Genomic DNA, 14649 nt, shown 5'->3' on the forward strand with positions numbered 1-14649 from the left:
TCGAACGCCCCCGGGCGAAGCGAAGGAGCGTCGCCCGGAGGCGCCGACTACGCGGTTTGGCCGCCGTCGACGACCAGGGCGCGGCCGGTGGCGAAGGAGGCGTTGTCCGAGCACAGCCACAGCACGGCCGCGGCGACCTCCTCGGGCGCGCCCGTGCGGCCGATCGGCTCCTGCGCGATCGCGCCGCCGCCGTGCTCGAGCATCACCGGGATCTCGTGCTTCAGGCACAGGAACACACCGCTGAGGCCGACTCCGACGAGGCGGTGCCGCTCCTGCTCGGTCACCCGGCCGCCGGCTTGCGCGGCTGCTCGATGCCGGCGTTGTTGAACGCGACGTCGACGCGCCCGAAGGCCTCGACCGCGCCGGTCAGGGCGTCGGCCACGCTCGAGCAGTTACTACACAGTGGACCTTCCCACCGGGACGGACGGCAGGAAGCAGTCGACCGCCCGCGGAACGATCGGGTCGATGTCGCTGCCGCCCTTCCCGGCGGGTCCTGGTACCAGCTGCACGACGATTTCTGGACCTACCGGGAGATCAGCGCGTCGGTTGTCATTGTGCTCCAGCACACGTCGTGGCGAAACGTGCGAGTCAGGAGGACCGCTTGGTGCACTTACCGTCGGTGGCCGACGACCGGATCGCAGCGGACCTGGTGTTGCTCAACGCTGCTGTGCTTACGCTCGATCCGCGGAACTCCCGCGCGGAGGCGGTGGCTGTCCGGCAGGAACGCATCGCGGACCTGGGCAGCAACCAGTCGATCGCGGAACTGGTCGGCGATCACACCGAAGTCCTGGACCTGCGGGGCCGTACGGTGATACCCGGATTCGTCGAGTCGCACAACCACCCGACGTTCTTCGGGCTCACGCTAGCGGCTCAGGTGGATGCGGGAACTCCGCCGAACGAGAAGATCACCGACATCGTCGAACGGGTCGCGGCGGCCGTCCGCAGCACCGCAGCGGGGGAGTGGATCCGCGGCTACCGCTACGACGACACGCTGCTCGGGGAGAACAGGCACCCGACCCGGCAGGACCTCGATCGGGCCGCCCCGCACACCCCCGTAGTCCTCACGCACGTGTCCGGCCATTTCTGCGTGGTCAATTCGGCGGGACTGCGCGAGATCGGCATCGACGGGAACACCCCCGACCCGCCGGGAGGCGCCATCGCCAGGGACAGGAGCGGGCAGCCGACCGGTCTGCTGCTCGAGACCGCCGCCTTCATGGTCAACTCCCAGAACGGGCAGGACGTCGACGCAGTATGCGAGGCGCTGCGGCTGGCCGACCGCGAGTACTCCACCCACGGGATCACGACCGTGCACGACACCGGGATCGGTCTGCTGGCCGGCAACGCGGAACTGTCCGCCTACCGCCGGTTGACGACGGAGGGGGCATTGGCGACCCGGGTGCGGGGCTACCTGTTCCACGACCTGCTGCCCGGCCTCGGTGACGGCCGGCCGAGCCCCGTCGAGACCGAAGTCCCCGGGCTCGGCGATGAGCACTTCACCCTGGCGGGCGTCAAGATCGTCGCCGACGGTTCGCTGCAAGGGCTGACGGGGTGCGTGGCCGAGGGTTACGCGTGCGCCCCGGACGAGCACGGCATGATGCTGCTCGATCCCGCGGAGTTGTCCCGGCGGATCGCGGACCTGGACGCCGCGGGATGGCAAGTGGCGGTGCACGGCAACGGCGACGCGGCCATCGAAGCCATCACGGATGCGTACGCCCGGTTGGACGCGCCAGGCGGCACGGGGCGTCGGCACCGCATCGAACACTGCCAGAGCGTGCGCGAGGACCAGCTGGACAGGATGGCCGAGCACGACGTGCTGGCGTCATTCTTCATCAAGCACGTGTACTACTGGGGCGACCGGCATCGAGATGTGTTCCTGGGCGATGAGCGGGCCCGGCGGATCAGCCCGCTGGCCTCGGCCCGGTCGCGCGGGATGCGTTACGGGCTGCATTCCGACACGCCCGTGACACCGGTGCCACCGCTGGAGGGGATTTGGTGCGCGGTGGCGCGCTCCACACGCGACGGTCTGGAACTGGGACCGGAGCAGTCCGTCGACGTCGAGACCGCGTTGCGGGGCTACACCTTGGACGCCGCCCACCTCGCAGGTGAGGAAACCAGCAAGGGCAGCATCGAGCGCGGCAAGCTCGCCGACTTCGCGGTCCTCTCGCAGGACCCCACCCGCGTGCCCACCGAGGAGCTCAAGTCCGTGCGGGTCGAGGCCACCTTGGTGGGCGGGAGGGTCGTGTACGCCGTCGAACCGATCGCGGAGGGCCGCACCTCCGGAGGTCAACGATGATTCGCAGCTGGCCCAGCATCTTCATCGGCCTGCTCCTGCCCGCCTCGGCGATTCTCGTGGGCATCCCCCTCGTGGCGAACACCTCGGTGCACGTCCTCGGGATACCGCTGCTGTTCTTCTGGATGTTCGCGTGCTTCCCGTTCACCACCGCGTGCCTGTGGGTGAGCTGGCGCTTCTTCGACCGCGATCACCACCTCGACGAAACGGAAATCTGATGGTAGCGGGGATCTTCGCCGGGGTGATGCTCCTGTCGATCGCGCTCGCGGTGCTGGCCGGTCGGGAAAGCAAGCGCAAGCAAGGCGGAATATCCGACTTCCTCGTCGGCGGGCGCACGTTTCCCGCGTGGCTGATCTACTTCCTCGCCGTCGGCGAGGTCTACAGCATCGGCACGATGATCGGATTTCCCAGCGGGATCTACGCCGAAGGCGCCGGCCACGGGATCTGGTTCCTCGGGTACATCCTGTTGGCCTACGTCGTCGGCTACTTCCTCGCCCCCTTGGTGTGGCGGGCCGCGCACCGGTACGACGCGATGACGGTGCCCGACGTGTTCGGGCGGCACTTCGCCAGTCGGCGGTTGGAACTGATGACGTGCGCGACCCTGCTGATCGCGCTCGTCCCGTGGGGGCAGTACCAGTTCATCGGCCTGCAGGTGGTCCTCAGCGGTCTGGGGATACCACTCTCCCCGCTGCAATCCGTGCTGATCGCCGGTGGGATCGCATTCGTCTACATCGCGGTCTCGGGCATCCGCTCCCCCGCTTTCGTATCCATCCTCAAGGACACCTTCATGCTCGTCGGCGTGGTCGCGGTCGGGGCCGCGGCCGTGTGGGCAGCCGGTGGCGTCGGTGACGTGACGGGACCAGCCGCTCTTCCGCGCGAGTCGGTGACCATGCACGGTCAGTCCCTGGTCTTCAGCATGACGACGATCGTGTTCCAGGGTGTGGTGTTCTACCTCGGTTTCGGCGCTGCCTACATCTTCCCGGCGCGCTCGGAACGAGCGGTCAAGAGCTCCACTGTGTGGATGCCGCTGTACATGCTCATGTATCCGTTCCTGGTCTTCGCCGCCTTCTACGCGCTGCACCACTACCCCGACGTCGCCGAGCCCAACCGGATCTTCATGGTCGCGGCCAGGGACTTGCTTCCGGACTGGTTGCTGGGCATGGTGGCCGCTGCCGCGGGGTTGGCCGGTGTGCTCGTGCTAGCGGCCACCGCGCTGGTCATCGGCGGCATGGTCACCCGCAACCTCGTGCCCGATGTGCGCCCGGCGGCTCAGCGCCGGTGGACCACGGCCATGGTCGCCGCCTTCCTCGTCCTCGGTGCGGTACTGACGTTGTACGCGGCCACGCTGATGCTGACCGTGCTCAACCTGACCTACATGCTGCTGGCCCAGGTGGTACCGGGCTGGTTCGCAGTGCTGTACGCGCGGCGAGCGAACACCGGAGCCGTCGCCGCCGGCATGAGCATCGGAGTCGCAACCGCCGTGGCCCTGTACGTCACCAGCGGGGAAAACCTCTCCGGCATCAACACCGGTTTGATCTCCCTGGCGGTGAACCTGCTCATCACGATCGGCGGAAGTGCCCTGCGACCGGGCACCCGGCGCGACCCGGTGGCGCTCGAACGCCCCTCTGGGAGCAGCGCCAACAGGCGTGCGAAAACTGCGAAGGTCTCGTGACCAACAACTCTTCCGGCTGACCGAGTCGGGCCAGGAGCTGATGCGGCAGGTCGGCAGCGCGTCAGCCGAACACGAACGAGTCATAACCACGTGCCTCGATGACGAGGAGCGCCAGCGGTTGCACGCCCTGCTGTCGCGCATCGCCGACGACCGGGGACTCAACCCGGGAGTGCACCCGGGCTACCGGCGGCTGTCCTCCTCCTGCTGCTGAACCGCCCCGCGCCGCGGCCGGCGCCGGACCGCGGCTTCCCCGTTCGGCCGCGGCAGCTCTGCGCACTGCGGCGCCCCCGAGTTCCGCGCCGCGGTTCAGAAGGGCAGTGCGGGATCGGTGGTGGCCGCCGGGGTGCTGAGCACCGCGTCGAAGGCATCGGGCAGAGGTACCGCACGATCCTGGCACGTGCCTGCGCGAACTCCTCGCGGGATCGACGTTCCCGCTGCGGCATCTCCCCGATCACCGCCAGCACTCCGAGGTGGAGGCGGCACCCGATGCCGATGGTCGGCATTCCGCACCGTGCCGGACAGCGGCGCTTCCACCGCGCCGGGCGTGGTGGAGGCGCCGCTGTCATGGACGTTGCGAGGGCTCTCACCCGAGGAGGAGCCCGACCGCCATCATCACGAAGAACGAGGCGACCAACAGGACGACGACTCCGATCACGACCAGCCACGTCCACTTCATCGGCCGGCGAGCGGGCTCGCCCTCCTCGGGCACGACGGCGCGGCTCGCTTGCGCCGCCTCCGGTGGTGTGTCCCCGGGAGGCACCGAGCCGCCCTCCTCGAGTCCGGGAGTGCGTTCCGGGTCGGGGCCCGGAGCTTCCTCTGGTTCCTGTTCGCGAGGCATGCCCGGGAGATACCCGCACTGCGGGGGTTGAACCCCTCCGGCGAGGTGGCCGGTTCCGGAGCGGCCCGGCCACCGCCGGAGGTGATCGGCAGCGGTGTTGCGTCCCGGCGCTGCGTTCGGCCGCCGCTTCCCCTTCCGGCGGATCAGCGCCCGGCGGGTCCGGCGCGGCGGTGCAGCCGCACCACCAGCGGGCAGTGCTGCAGCGCGGACGCCTACCGACCTACCCGCCTTCGGCGGGGGTGTGACGTCCGTGGAACCAGTCCCGGAGGCGGTCCACCAAACCGATCCCCGGGTCTGACACGAGATTGATCGGAGAGGTGTCCGGAGCTGCGGGGTGCGGGTGGGTGGGGGCTGAGCTCCTGGCGATCTGCACCTTCTTGCCCAGGTCCTGCAGCTCTGCGGAGGTACACGCCTGCCGCAGGCGCGGGAGGAGCATCGTTTCGTCCTCCTCGATGCGCTCGCGGGCGTTGGAGATCACCTGCCGGGCCAGCTCCTGGAACCGGGGGTCGTCCGGGGGCGTCTCGGTTGCCCGCTTCATGAGCGCCTCGTCCTCGGAGTTCCTGTTGGCTCTGCGCTCGGCGATCTCGTCCCCGTCCGGGAGCTTCTCGCGCGCGGCCGGGTACACGTACTGCTCCTCCGCGACCGAGAGCCGGACGAGTTCGACGACCGCCCGTCCGATGAGGTGCCGTTGCTCTTCGCGCGAGTCGCTGCTGTCGAACTCCTGCAACGTCCGCTCCACGTCGCGGTGATCCGCGGTGAGGACGGTGACGAGGTCCTCGTCCTGGTGCGGTGCCACACCGCCCTGGTCTTCGGCCATGTCCCCTCCTGCTGGGAGCGTTCTTCAGCCGTCATCCTTCCCGCTCGGCGCGCAACTGCTCGTCCGGATCGGGGCGGTGCTTCCGGAGGGGGTGGGCGCGCCGGTACGGGTTGTCCGGAGGCAACCCTCCGGAAACCCGGCCGTAGAGGCCGAGGAACATCAGCACCAGTCCGACCACGATGCTGAACAGGCAGTTGGAGAGCACGAACCCGAGCACGTTCCACTGGGTGTGCATGATGCCCAGGTGGGCGATCCCGGAGACCAGGAAAAGCACGCCGAAGACGCTGCTGCTGGTCGATGCGACCGTTCCACCCCACGCGGACGTGGCCACCAGGATGAACCCGACCGCGATGGAGAGCGCGGAGAGCGCGCCGTTCGTCGCCATTCCCCAGAGGGGATCGCTCTCGAACACCCACGGGGTTCGACGGGCTGCGCCCAGAGCGCCGAAGACGAGCAGACCAACACCCAGGATCGCCGCTCCCAGCCTGTGCACCAAGTGAACGCGGTGACTCACGCCGTCCCCTCAATCGGTTCGGTTCCGCTGCCCGGCGGAGCGCCCCGGCTACCGCGGGGCCGAGGCGAGTGCGCTCGACGAGCTCGGGGAGGCCTTGCGGGCTCATCACCGCAACTGGCGATGAGCGGGTAGCCGGATGGCGTCGCGGTGGACCGGCAACAGCCGGTCGGACATCGCCCTACCCGGTTCCGGAAGGGATTAAACAGCAACGGGGTTTCCCGGACCCGTCGCGGGGTTCCCGCCCCGGTGCGCGCTCACGCGCGCTCCGCACGGCGGGGACGGGACGCACCACCACCCCCTTTCGTTGATACTTCAACTAATATCCTGGCGAGGAGGACGCCCCGAAGAGCGTTGCTCCCACCGGGAAGGAGGTCGGCATGAGCGCCCTGCCGCGACGCACCCCGCAGGCGCACCTGCACCCGCTGCTGCGGCGCGAACGAGGGGTGGTGACCCCGGCGCAGCCGACACGGCCGCAGGACCAGCAGCTGGAGCGTCTGCAGCAGGGGCTGCGGGAGCTTCCCGAGCACCGGTCGCACCCGCGGTGACGCACCCGCGCGACCGCGGCAACTCAGCCACCGGCGCTGCCGCTGGACCGGCGGCGGTGCTGCTGCGCTGCGGGCAGCTGGCCGCCGAGCTGGAGGAAACCACCAGCCCGGCCCGCCGCCGGGCGCTGCAGCAGCGCCTGGAACACGGCCGGGCACGCGGCAGCCGCCTCGTCCTGCGCACCTGGGCGCCGGAGGTCGCCGATCCCTCCTCCCCGGATCGTCGCTGCCGTGGCTCCCCCGGGAACCCGGGCACGCGGGTTGCGCGGCTTCCCGGGGATTCACGTGGTCCCGCCCCTCGCCGCGATCACTCCGCTCCCATCAGGCGGAAGTGGTGGGTGTCGCCGTGGTTGAGGTAGTGGAACTCCGCCGAGGTCGAGGACGTCGCCGCCGCTCGCTCCACGTCGTCCAGTCCGGACTGGAAGACCGAGTAGTCGTTGTAGTGGATGGGCACGGCGTGGCGGGGGTCGACGATCTCCACGGCGCGGACGGCTTGCTCGCCGGTCATGGTCACCACCGTGCCCAGCAGGGTCGTCCCACCCGCGTGCACCAGCGCCAGGTCGATGCCGGGGTAGCGCTGCGGGATGTCGTGGAGCCGGTCGTGCAGCAGGGTGTCCCCGCTGATGTAGAGGCGGAAGGACCGGTCCTCACCGCGGCCGAAGTCCAGCATGCTGCCCATGGTGGGCGGCAGCATGCCCGTCACGGGGTCCGGGTCGTGCTTGGCCGGCATGGCGGTGACACGCACCGCGTTCTCGCCCTTGGTCACGGTTCGGGACTGCCACGTGTCCAGCGCGCACCCCTGGCTGAAACCCTGTTCGGACAGCAGCCCCAGCGCGTGCTCCGTGGTGATGATGGGCACGTCCGCGTCCAGTTGTTCGGCCGCCACGTCGTCGAAGTGGTCGCCGTGGTGATGCGAGAGCACGATGAAGTCCAGCGGCGGCAGGTCGGCGATCCGGCAGGCTGGCTCCACCTCGCGCCGGGCGTACATGCCGTGCCCGAGGTGCACGTGGTCGCCGGCGTGCAGGAACGTCGGGTCGGTCAGGATCGTGAACCCGCCGTAGCGGATCAGCGTGGTCGCGTTGCCGATGAAGTACACGCTGCCCTCGGCGAGATCGCCCGGCTCGGTCGCCGGCAGCGTCAGCGGTGCAGTCACGCCGGAGCCTCCTCACGTGCGGTGCTCAACCCTCCACGCGCATCAGGTGCCCGGGGTGAGCGTCCCGCCAAACCCGCACCGGAGCGGCGCGGGGAGGCCGCGGCGCGCGGACGCGGAACTGCTGTCCCAGCGCGGTCCGCCGAACGCGCTGCTGCGCCCCAGGAACGCATCGATCGCGGGACCGGGTGCCGTGCCGGTGAACGGCGCGTCTTCGTGGTGCTCGCGGGGAAGCAGCTTGGCACGGTGGACGGCGCGGCGCTCACCCCAGCTCCCGCGGGAAAGCCCTGCGGTGCGGCGGCGCCGTGCACGGACCTCTCGCGGACGGGAAGGAGAACGTCGATGCGTCGATCCGAGGCCACCGAGGCCGTTCTGGAGGCCAAGCGGGCGAAGAAGCTGTCCTTCAGCGGCATCGCCGAGGAGCTCGGCACGGACCGGGTGTGGACCACGGCCGCGCTGCTGGGCCAGCACCCCTTCGACGGGAGCACTGCGCGGCGCCTGCAGTCACTGCTCGACCTGCCCGAGGACGCCGTCGCGGTGCTGACCGAAATCCCCGCGCGCGGCAGCTTCGACCAGCTTCCGCCGACCGATCCGACCCTGTACCGGCTCTACGAGGCCCTGCAGGTGTACGGACCGGCCGTGAAGGAGCTCATCCACGAGGACTTCGGCGACGGAATCATGAGCGCCATCACCTTCCGCGCGGACGTGCAGCGCGTCGACGCCGAAGAGGGTCCCCGGGTGCAGATCACCCTGGACGGCAAGTTCCTCCCCTACAAGTGGTAACCGGCGCACGCGTCGCGGTGGGACGGCCGATCGGGAACCGTCCCACCTCGATCTGCTGATCCCCGTCCCGGGACAAGACACGACCGGACGCGGGAGGAGCGTCCGCGCCGGGCGATTCAGGACCGGGTGTTCCCGCCGTGCCCCGCCCGTGCGGTGCGGCCTCCCGGGTCGGTGCTCCCGCGATCGCGTCACGCTGCCTTGCCGGGCTGGAGCAGGACCTTGGAGTAGCCCTCCTCCCGCTGGTCGAAGCGGGCGTAGGCGTCCGGTGCGCTGGCCAGCGGCAGCTGCTGGGAGACCACGAAGCTGGGCTTGGCCCGGCCCGCGATGATCATGTCGCGGAGCTTGTGGGCGTAAGCCTTGGCGTCGGCCTGTCCGGTGCCCATCTTGTGGCCCTTCTCGAAGAAGCGGCCGACCCTGAACAGCAGCTCGCCCCGGGCGGCGTGCGCGTTGGGCGCGCCGGGATCGGAGGGCAGGTAGAGCCCGACCACCCCGAGCGAACCGGTCGAGCGCACGGTGTCGACCAGCTGGTTGAGCACCATGGCGGGCTGCTCCTCGCCCTCGGCGGCGGTGGCCTGGTAGCCGACCGCGTCGATGCCCCGGTCGACCCCGTCCGCGCCCAGCGCGTCGATGATCTGCTCCGCGGGAGCTCCCTCGGTGTAATCGATCGGCTCAGCTCCGATCTGGGAGGCCAGCCGCAGGCGGTGGGGCACCTTGTCGACTACGAAGACCCGGCTGGCGCCCTTGAGCATCGCCGAGTAGGCGGCCATCAGGCCGACGGGGCCGGCGCCGTACACGGCGACGGTCTCCCCCGGGCGCACACCCGCGAGTTCGGTGGCGTGGTAGCCGGTGGGGAAGATGTCGGCCAGCAGTGCGAAGTCGCTCTCGTGCTCCTCCCCCCGGGGCAGCGGCACGCAGTTGTAGTCGGCGAACGGCACGCGCAGGTACTCCGCCTGCCCGCCCGAGTAGGGGCCCATCCCCACGTAGCCGTAGGCGCCGCCGGCACCAGGCGGGTTGACGGTCAGGCAGAACGCGCTCTTGCCCGCGCGGCAGTTGGTGCAGAAGCCGCAGGCCACGTTGAACGGCATGACCACCCGGTCGCCCTGGCGAACGGTCGTCACCCCGGAACCGACCTCCTCGACGACCCCCATGTTCTCGTGGCCGAACACGATGCCCGGCTGCGCGTCGGTGCGTCCCTCGTACATGTGCAGGTCCGAACCGCAGATCGCGCTGGAGGTGATCCGCAGGACCACGTCGGTGGGGGCCTCGATCCGCGGGTCGTCGACGTCCTGAACTGCCACGTCGAAGGGCCCTTGGTACACCACGGCCTTCATGCCCCTCCTCCTCTCTTCGATGCGCTGCTTCCGAGACGAACATCGGCACGCCCGCCAGCGCCACCGCCTGGTCGTTGTCGCCGGAGCGGCCGAACCACGACCCCGCCCCGCAGGGGGGGGGGGGGGGCACCGCGGTCGTCCGCCCATGCTGGCAGAGGTCGCCGGCGCCGGCCTCTGCTGCGACGCGCCCGGCGATGGCCGTTCCTCGGAGACGCGCGCACGAACGCGCCCGCGGCAGTTCCCGGGGCGCGGCGACTGGGCCGAGCTCGGCACCTCTCACCGCGTGCGAGGCAGCCGCCCTCGCGCTGCACCGAGGCATCGCGGAGGATGAATTCGGTACTGCTCGCCATCAACGCGATCGATGGAGTCCCGCCCGGTGAGCTCCGCGAACCTCGACCCGAACCTCCTGGTCGCCCTCGAGCACCTGCTCCGGGAGCGGAGCGTCACGGGCGCAGCCGAGCGGATGCGCCTCAGCCAGCCGGCGCTGAGCGCGACGTCGGCGCGGCCGCGCCGCCACTTCGACGACGAACTGCTGGCCCGGGACCGCACGCCCAGGTCGTGGTGGAGGGTTTTCCTCGCCGACCCGGCGTTCCCCGCCGGCACCGACCGGGTCGCCCTGGTGCAGGCACGGCTGGCCCCGCTGCTCACGAAGACCGGAGCGGTCCGCGGTGCCCCGCCCGAACGAGGCGATGCGGCTGGTCGAGGCCATGTGGTGGCGCCCGGTGCACGAGAACGACCCCGCGCACGCGTGGCTGCGTTCCGCCTCCGCAGAAGCCGCGCAGCAGATCGACACCGGTGGGGAATCGCCGCAGGGGGCGCGCTGATCGCCTTCCCCGGCGGCGACGAGCACCTGTGCCACCCGGACGCAGAACCGCAGGTGCTCGCCCTCCGACCAACGTGCTCAGTCGGGCGCTCGAAGTCGGATTCCCGCACGACCTGAACAGCGACTTGATCTCCGTCCGATCCTCGGCATCCCCGCCCCGGAGTCGACCGTTGACGCCTTGCCGCGGTCAGCCGGTGGTCGCCTCCTGCGGGATGCGCCCCGCCTCGCGCGCACGCGCCATGAAGTCCGGCTCCGCCCACCACCGGAAGTAACCGCGGTCGGCGCAGACCACCGCCGCCGTGTGGTACCCGGCGGCGAGGCTCCCGGGGATGCCGGGGTGGACTCCGCCACCGGCCAGGTAGAGCCCGGCGATCGGGGTCCTGCCCCCGCTGCAGGCGGAGTGCGGCCGTTGGGTGAACGTCTGCTCCCGGACGAGGCTGCCCTGCCGGAACGACCCGTTCCTCGTCGTCCGGAACCGGTGCTCGAGGTCCACCGGCGAGTCGGCGAACGCGAAGAGGGCCCCGGGCCTGTCGCCGGTGGTGCGCTCCCCGATGAACTCCCAGCACTTCGCCCGGTACTCCGCGGTGGTCCGCCGGTTCCACTCGCCGACGGCGGGCGCCGGTGGTGCGGGCGTCTCGAACCGCAGCGTGTGCAGCGGCCCGTACGGCCCGGAAGCGCACTGGGCGGGATCGTGCACGGTGGTCACCGACAGGTGCCCCGCGGGCGATGCCGGCATGCGGCCGTGCAGCACCGCGTCGAAGTGGTCGACCACCGCCGCCTCGTCAGCGAACCCGAGGACCTGGATCAGGGCCCGGCCGGCTTCCCCCCTGCTGCGTCCCGGCGGGTCGCCCTTGACGCCGAAGTGGGCGGTGAAGGCCCCCGCGCCGTCCAGCTTCCACGCCGTCGCCGCGCGGCGGATGTCGTCCGGAACCACCTGCTGGTCCAGGAGTTCCAGGAAGGCCGTCTTCGGGTCCAGGGCGCACACCACGCTGGAAGCCACGACTTCCCTGCCGTCGCGGCAGTGCGCGTGCCCCTCGTTCTCCACCACGTCGATCCGGTGGACGTCCGCCACCGTCCTGTACTGCACCCCTGCTCTCGCCCCCGCGCGGAACAGCGCGGCGGTGAGACTGGCCGTACCGCCGACGACGATCGTCGGGCGCAGCAACCGGGCGAGGCAGAACACTCCCATGAGACCCAGCGGTTCGCCGGGGTCGAAGAACCCGGCGAGGCCGCACAGGTATCGGATCGCGGCCTTGCCGCGCGTGTCGGGAACCAGGTCCGCGATTCCGGTCGGTCCCAGCCGGGCGAGCTCGACCGCCGTGCTGGCCTGGTTCGCCTCCAGCAACCGCTCCACTTCCTCCACGGGAGCCGGTCCCGCGTACAGCAGCGGAAGGATGCTCTCCGCCGCGGCGTCGAGCATCCGCGGCAGCTGCTCACCCAGACCCGCACCGCCACGGCCGATGATCAGCGGCTCGCCCCCTCGCTCGGGGACGAACGCGACCACCGGATCCGGTTCCAGCAGCCCCACGGCCTGGCTCCGGAGGTCGAGGTCGGTGTACGGCGGAAGCTCCGCGCCCAGGGGAAGCAGGTACTGCCCCAAGTTGTAGTGGTACGGAGTGGCGAAGTCGTCCGTCGTCATGGAACCGCCCCACTCGAACCGCTGGTCGAGCACGGCGACCCGCGCCCCGGCCCGAGCCAGGTAGGCAGCGCACGTGAGGCCGTTCGGTCCGCCCCCGACGACGGCGACATCGAAGCGTTCAACAGACATCGTGCCACGCCTTTCTCCGGTCGAACCGCTCCCGCGTCAGCCGACCGTCGTCGACCGGGTGTGCTCGATCGGTTGCAAGAGGTTCTCGATGTTGCGCAGGAACCACGCCACCGGCCGCGCGGTCCACCACGCCTGGTGGCGCACCCCGACGTCCTCGGCGACGACTTGCGCGGCGTTGTAGCCGGCGGCCATCCACGTCAACGCGAGCGGCCACGTCGAGGTGGACATGTACAGGTGGCCGACGGGCATCCGGTAAGGCATGCGGTCGAGGATCCACTGGTCCTCGGAGAAGTCGCCGCCGAGCACCTGACCGAACACGGCCGCCTGGTTGCCCCGCCAGATGTCGATCGGGGTCCACTGGTACGCGTCGACGAGGCGGTCCTTGAACCCGGGCGCGATGGAATCCATCACGTCGTTCCGCTTCGCGAGCAGCTCATCGCGCAGCTCGCTGTCCCACGCCTCGGGGCCGCCGTACTCCCGCAGCGGATAGGGCAGCGCCTCTTCGCCGCGGATGATGCGGTAACCCTCGGGCGAGACCGCGTTGGGGTCCAGCGCGCCGTAGTTCAGGATCTCGGTGAGGTTGCCGAAGGCGCGCCACGTGTTGTTGTTCAACATGGCGAAGAGGAAGTCCTTCCCGCCCTCCCAGGAGTCGAAGGCGCGGTAGACCAGGTGCGCCTGCTGGATGAGCGGGTCGAAATCGACCGATTTCCAGGGCATGTCGCCGTCGAGCAACCACGACGTGACGGTCGAGCCGCGCTCGTCCATCTTCCAGTGCTTCATCTTGGTGGCCAGCTGCGAATCGATCGAGCGCATCGCGTCCTCGCCCACCAGGTCGAGGGTGACGCGCGCCCCGACGCCGGACACCACCGCGTGCCGGGCCTCCATCCGCGCGCCGGGCATCGTCGCCTCCTCGGAGAGGATGACGGCTTGCGCCTTGCCGTTCTGCACCTCGATCTTCTGGACGGGGCAGTTCGTCAGGATGGTCCCGCCGTGCTCGAGGAAGCAACTGCTCAGGGCCTCCACCAGGGTCTGGTTGCCGCCGACCGCGAGCCCGGTCGTGTAGAACAGGCTCAGGACGACCGCGAAAGCGCCCTGCCCCCGCGCGAGCGGGGCCCCCTGCAAGTGCAGTGCCAGGGGGCACAGGATCGTCTGGCGCACGCGGTCGGACTCGAAGAGGTGCTCGATCAGTTCCGGCCCGGTCATGGACGACATCTCATCGAGCGGAACGCCCGCGATCTCGCTGCACAGGCGGAGGATCTCTTCGAACTTGGCCGGGTCGGGATGCGGACTGAAGAACGCGAGTTCGTTCATGTCGATCATCTTGTCCAGCACCCGGTTCTGCAGCTCGAAGATCTTCTCGCCGTCGTGCTGGGAGTGCTTCGCGAAATTCTGGGCGGTGCGCTCGGGGTCGTAGCAGATCAGGCAGTTCGTCCCGTCGCGGTGCGTGGTGCCGAGCACGACCGGGCTGGTGCGCAGACGATATCCGTAGCGTTCCAGGTCGAGGTCTTCGACCGCCGGGGAACTCCCGGAGAAGTTGATGGAGGCGTGCGGGCTGTCCAGAACTCGCGGCCACGGTTCCGTCGTCGGGCAGAAGTTCCCCAGCTCCGGCTTCGCCTCCACGACGGCGACGTCGAGACCGGCCTTCTGCAGGTAGGCGGCAGTCGGCAGACCGCCGGAGACTCCCCCGCCCACCACGATCACATCGAACATTGGTTGGCCTCCCCACGGGATCATGCTCGCGGGTCATGCTTCTGACGGGGTGGTGGACGCGCGGTCCGCCCGCGCGGCGGGCCGGGCGAACGCCAGCCCGCGCACGAACGCGGAGGGAGACGTTGGTGCGACCACTGGCACCCCGAACGCGAACACGTGGTCCCCGGCTCCGCGCGCTCGCAGCGCGGAGCGGCGGACCACGGTCCTCGCGGCGCGCCCGGATGCCCTCCGGCGGCCGCGACGGGTGCACTGCGCAACCGAGAGATCAATTCGTTGAGCCGACATCATCGGCGTCCTGCCGCAGCTTCACGGTCCTGCGAACATCTCCGAGGTTGAACCGCGGCGCGCCCGCTGTCAACGGGCGGGAACCGCAGGGGATCCACCGGTTCGCACCCGCGATTCCACGACCGT

General features: G+C 70.3%; 15 protein-coding genes and 1 pseudogene. 8 read left to right on the forward strand and 8 right to left on the reverse strand.

What is annotated here, in order from left to right; genetic code table 11:
* Window positions 1-47 precede the first annotated feature (47 nt).
* Entirely contained in the window at window positions 48-284 is a 237-nt protein-coding gene (locus tag ACYVJE_RS21625) for an SDR family oxidoreductase (RefSeq protein ID WP_461145897.1), read from the reverse strand.
* Between the two features lie 320 nt (window positions 285-604).
* Between ACYVJE_RS21625 and ACYVJE_RS21630 the strand changes: the two genes are divergently transcribed.
* The 4 genes from ACYVJE_RS21630 to ACYVJE_RS21645 are packed head-to-tail and all read left to right on the forward strand — an operon-like array spanning window position 605 to window position 4173.
* On the forward strand, window positions 605-2293 hold the full coding sequence (locus tag ACYVJE_RS21630; protein WP_461145898.1) for an amidohydrolase: 1689 nt from the start codon (window positions 605-607) through the stop codon (window positions 2291-2293).
* Window positions 2290-2508, forward strand: coding sequence for a DUF3311 domain-containing protein (locus ACYVJE_RS21635; protein WP_461145899.1), 219 nt, complete (start codon window positions 2290-2292; stop codon window positions 2506-2508). The genes ACYVJE_RS21630 and ACYVJE_RS21635 overlap by 4 nt, the downstream gene beginning before the upstream one ends.
* Window positions 2508-3962, forward strand: coding sequence for a sodium:solute symporter family protein (locus tag ACYVJE_RS21640; protein ID WP_461145900.1), 1455 nt, complete (start codon window positions 2508-2510; stop codon window positions 3960-3962). The genes ACYVJE_RS21635 and ACYVJE_RS21640 overlap by 1 nt, the downstream gene beginning before the upstream one ends.
* A gap of 40 nt (window positions 3963-4002) precedes the next feature.
* Window positions 4003-4173, forward strand: a complete 171-nt coding sequence (locus ACYVJE_RS21645; protein WP_461145901.1) for a hypothetical protein — start codon at window positions 4003-4005, stop codon at window positions 4171-4173.
* Between the two features lie 372 nt (window positions 4174-4545).
* On the opposite strand, the gene ACYVJE_RS21650 is transcribed toward ACYVJE_RS21645, so the two are convergent.
* The 3 genes from ACYVJE_RS21650 to ACYVJE_RS21660 all read right to left on the reverse strand — a co-directional run bounded on the left by ACYVJE_RS21650 (window position 4546) and on the right by ACYVJE_RS21660 (window position 6002).
* The gene (locus ACYVJE_RS21650; RefSeq protein WP_461145902.1) at window positions 4546-4800 is read right to left on the reverse strand and encodes a DUF6480 family protein; all 255 of its coding nucleotides are present in this window, start codon (window positions 4798-4800) and stop codon (window positions 4546-4548) included.
* Window positions 4801-5020: 220 nt separating this feature from the next.
* Window positions 5021-5617 carry a hemerythrin domain-containing protein gene (locus tag ACYVJE_RS21655; RefSeq protein WP_461145903.1) on the reverse strand — a complete coding sequence of 199 codons (597 nt, stop codon included), beginning with the start codon at window positions 5615-5617 and terminating at the stop codon, window positions 5021-5023.
* Between the two features lie 31 nt (window positions 5618-5648).
* Window positions 5649-6002, reverse strand: coding sequence for a hypothetical protein (locus tag ACYVJE_RS21660; protein ID WP_459156257.1), 354 nt, complete (start codon window positions 6000-6002; stop codon window positions 5649-5651).
* A gap of 506 nt (window positions 6003-6508) precedes the next feature.
* On the opposite strand from ACYVJE_RS21660, the gene ACYVJE_RS21665 reads away from it, so the two are divergent.
* Window positions 6509-6676 (forward strand): hypothetical protein, encoded by a 168-nt coding sequence (locus ACYVJE_RS21665; protein ID WP_459156258.1) that lies wholly within the window; start codon window positions 6509-6511, stop codon window positions 6674-6676.
* Window positions 6677-6980: 304 nt separating this feature from the next.
* Here the strand turns inward: ACYVJE_RS21665 and ACYVJE_RS21670 are convergent, their stop codons facing one another.
* Entirely contained in the window at window positions 6981-7826 is an 846-nt protein-coding gene (locus tag ACYVJE_RS21670; protein WP_461145904.1) for an MBL fold metallo-hydrolase, read from the reverse strand.
* Between the two features lie 339 nt (window positions 7827-8165).
* Here ACYVJE_RS21670 and cynS point away from each other — a divergent pair, with 339 nt between their 5' ends.
* The gene (cynS, locus tag ACYVJE_RS21675; protein ID WP_461145905.1) at window positions 8166-8606 is read left to right on the forward strand and encodes a cyanase; all 441 of its coding nucleotides are present in this window, start codon (window positions 8166-8168) and stop codon (window positions 8604-8606) included.
* A 188-nt stretch (window positions 8607-8794) separates the two neighbouring features.
* Here cynS and ACYVJE_RS21680 read toward each other — a convergent pair whose 3' ends face one another.
* Window positions 8795-9937, reverse strand: coding sequence for a glutathione-independent formaldehyde dehydrogenase (locus tag ACYVJE_RS21680; protein WP_461145906.1), 1143 nt, complete (start codon window positions 9935-9937; stop codon window positions 8795-8797).
* Between the two features lie 361 nt (window positions 9938-10298).
* Between ACYVJE_RS21680 and ACYVJE_RS21685 the strand changes: the two are divergent.
* Both ACYVJE_RS21685 and ACYVJE_RS21690 read left to right on the forward strand, forming a co-directional pair.
* Window positions 10299-10472: pseudogene (locus ACYVJE_RS21685) on the forward strand (LysR family transcriptional regulator); the annotation flags it as partial.
* Window positions 10473-10605: 133 nt separating this feature from the next.
* A complete protein-coding gene (locus ACYVJE_RS21690; protein ID WP_461145942.1) occupies window positions 10606-10761 on the forward strand; it encodes a hypothetical protein in 156 nt (51 codons plus the stop codon).
* 186 nt (window positions 10762-10947) lie between these two features.
* On the opposite strand, the gene ACYVJE_RS21695 is transcribed toward ACYVJE_RS21690, so the two are convergent.
* Both ACYVJE_RS21695 and ACYVJE_RS21700 read right to left on the reverse strand, forming a co-directional pair.
* Entirely contained in the window at window positions 10948-12528 is a 1581-nt protein-coding gene (locus ACYVJE_RS21695; protein WP_461145907.1) for a phytoene desaturase family protein, read from the reverse strand.
* A 36-nt stretch (window positions 12529-12564) separates the two neighbouring features.
* Window positions 12565-14238, reverse strand: coding sequence for a phytoene desaturase family protein (locus ACYVJE_RS21700; RefSeq protein WP_461145908.1), 1674 nt, complete (start codon window positions 14236-14238; stop codon window positions 12565-12567).
* Between the last annotated feature and the right edge of the window lie 411 nt (window positions 14239-14649).

The sequence above is a fragment of the Salinifilum aidingensis genome (assembly GCF_054782015.1).

What these genes read in the sequence shown, in the direction of transcription:
- ACYVJE_RS21635 (WP_461145899.1), top strand. Translation starts at nt 2,290, where the DNA reads ATGATTCGCAGCTGGCCCAGCATCTTCATCGGCCTGCTCCTGCCCGCC.
- ACYVJE_RS21640 (WP_461145900.1), top strand. Translation starts at nt 2,508, where the DNA reads ATGGTAGCGGGGATCTTCGCCGGGGTGATGCTCCTGTCGATCGCGCTC.
- ACYVJE_RS21645 (WP_461145901.1), top strand. Translation starts at nt 4,003, where the DNA reads ATGCGGCAGGTCGGCAGCGCGTCAGCCGAACACGAACGAGTCATAACC.
- ACYVJE_RS21650 (WP_461145902.1), bottom strand. Translation starts at nt 4,800, where the DNA reads ATGCCTCGCGAACAGGAACCAGAGGAAGCTCCGGGCCCCGACCCGGAA.
- ACYVJE_RS21655 (WP_461145903.1), bottom strand. Translation starts at nt 5,617, where the DNA reads ATGGCCGAAGACCAGGGCGGTGTGGCACCGCACCAGGACGAGGACCTC.
- ACYVJE_RS21660 (WP_459156257.1), bottom strand. Translation starts at nt 6,002, where the DNA reads ATGGCGACGAACGGCGCGCTCTCCGCGCTCTCCATCGCGGTCGGGTTC.
- ACYVJE_RS21665 (WP_459156258.1), top strand. Translation starts at nt 6,509, where the DNA reads ATGAGCGCCCTGCCGCGACGCACCCCGCAGGCGCACCTGCACCCGCTG.
- cynS (WP_461145905.1), top strand. Translation starts at nt 8,166, where the DNA reads ATGCGTCGATCCGAGGCCACCGAGGCCGTTCTGGAGGCCAAGCGGGCG.
- ACYVJE_RS21680 (WP_461145906.1), bottom strand. Translation starts at nt 9,937, where the DNA reads ATGAAGGCCGTGGTGTACCAAGGGCCCTTCGACGTGGCAGTTCAGGAC.
- ACYVJE_RS21695 (WP_461145907.1), bottom strand. Translation starts at nt 12,528, where the DNA reads ATGTCTGTTGAACGCTTCGATGTCGCCGTCGTCGGGGGCGGACCGAAC.
- ACYVJE_RS21700 (WP_461145908.1), bottom strand. Translation starts at nt 14,238, where the DNA reads ATGTTCGATGTGATCGTGGTGGGCGGGGGAGTCTCCGGCGGTCTGCCG.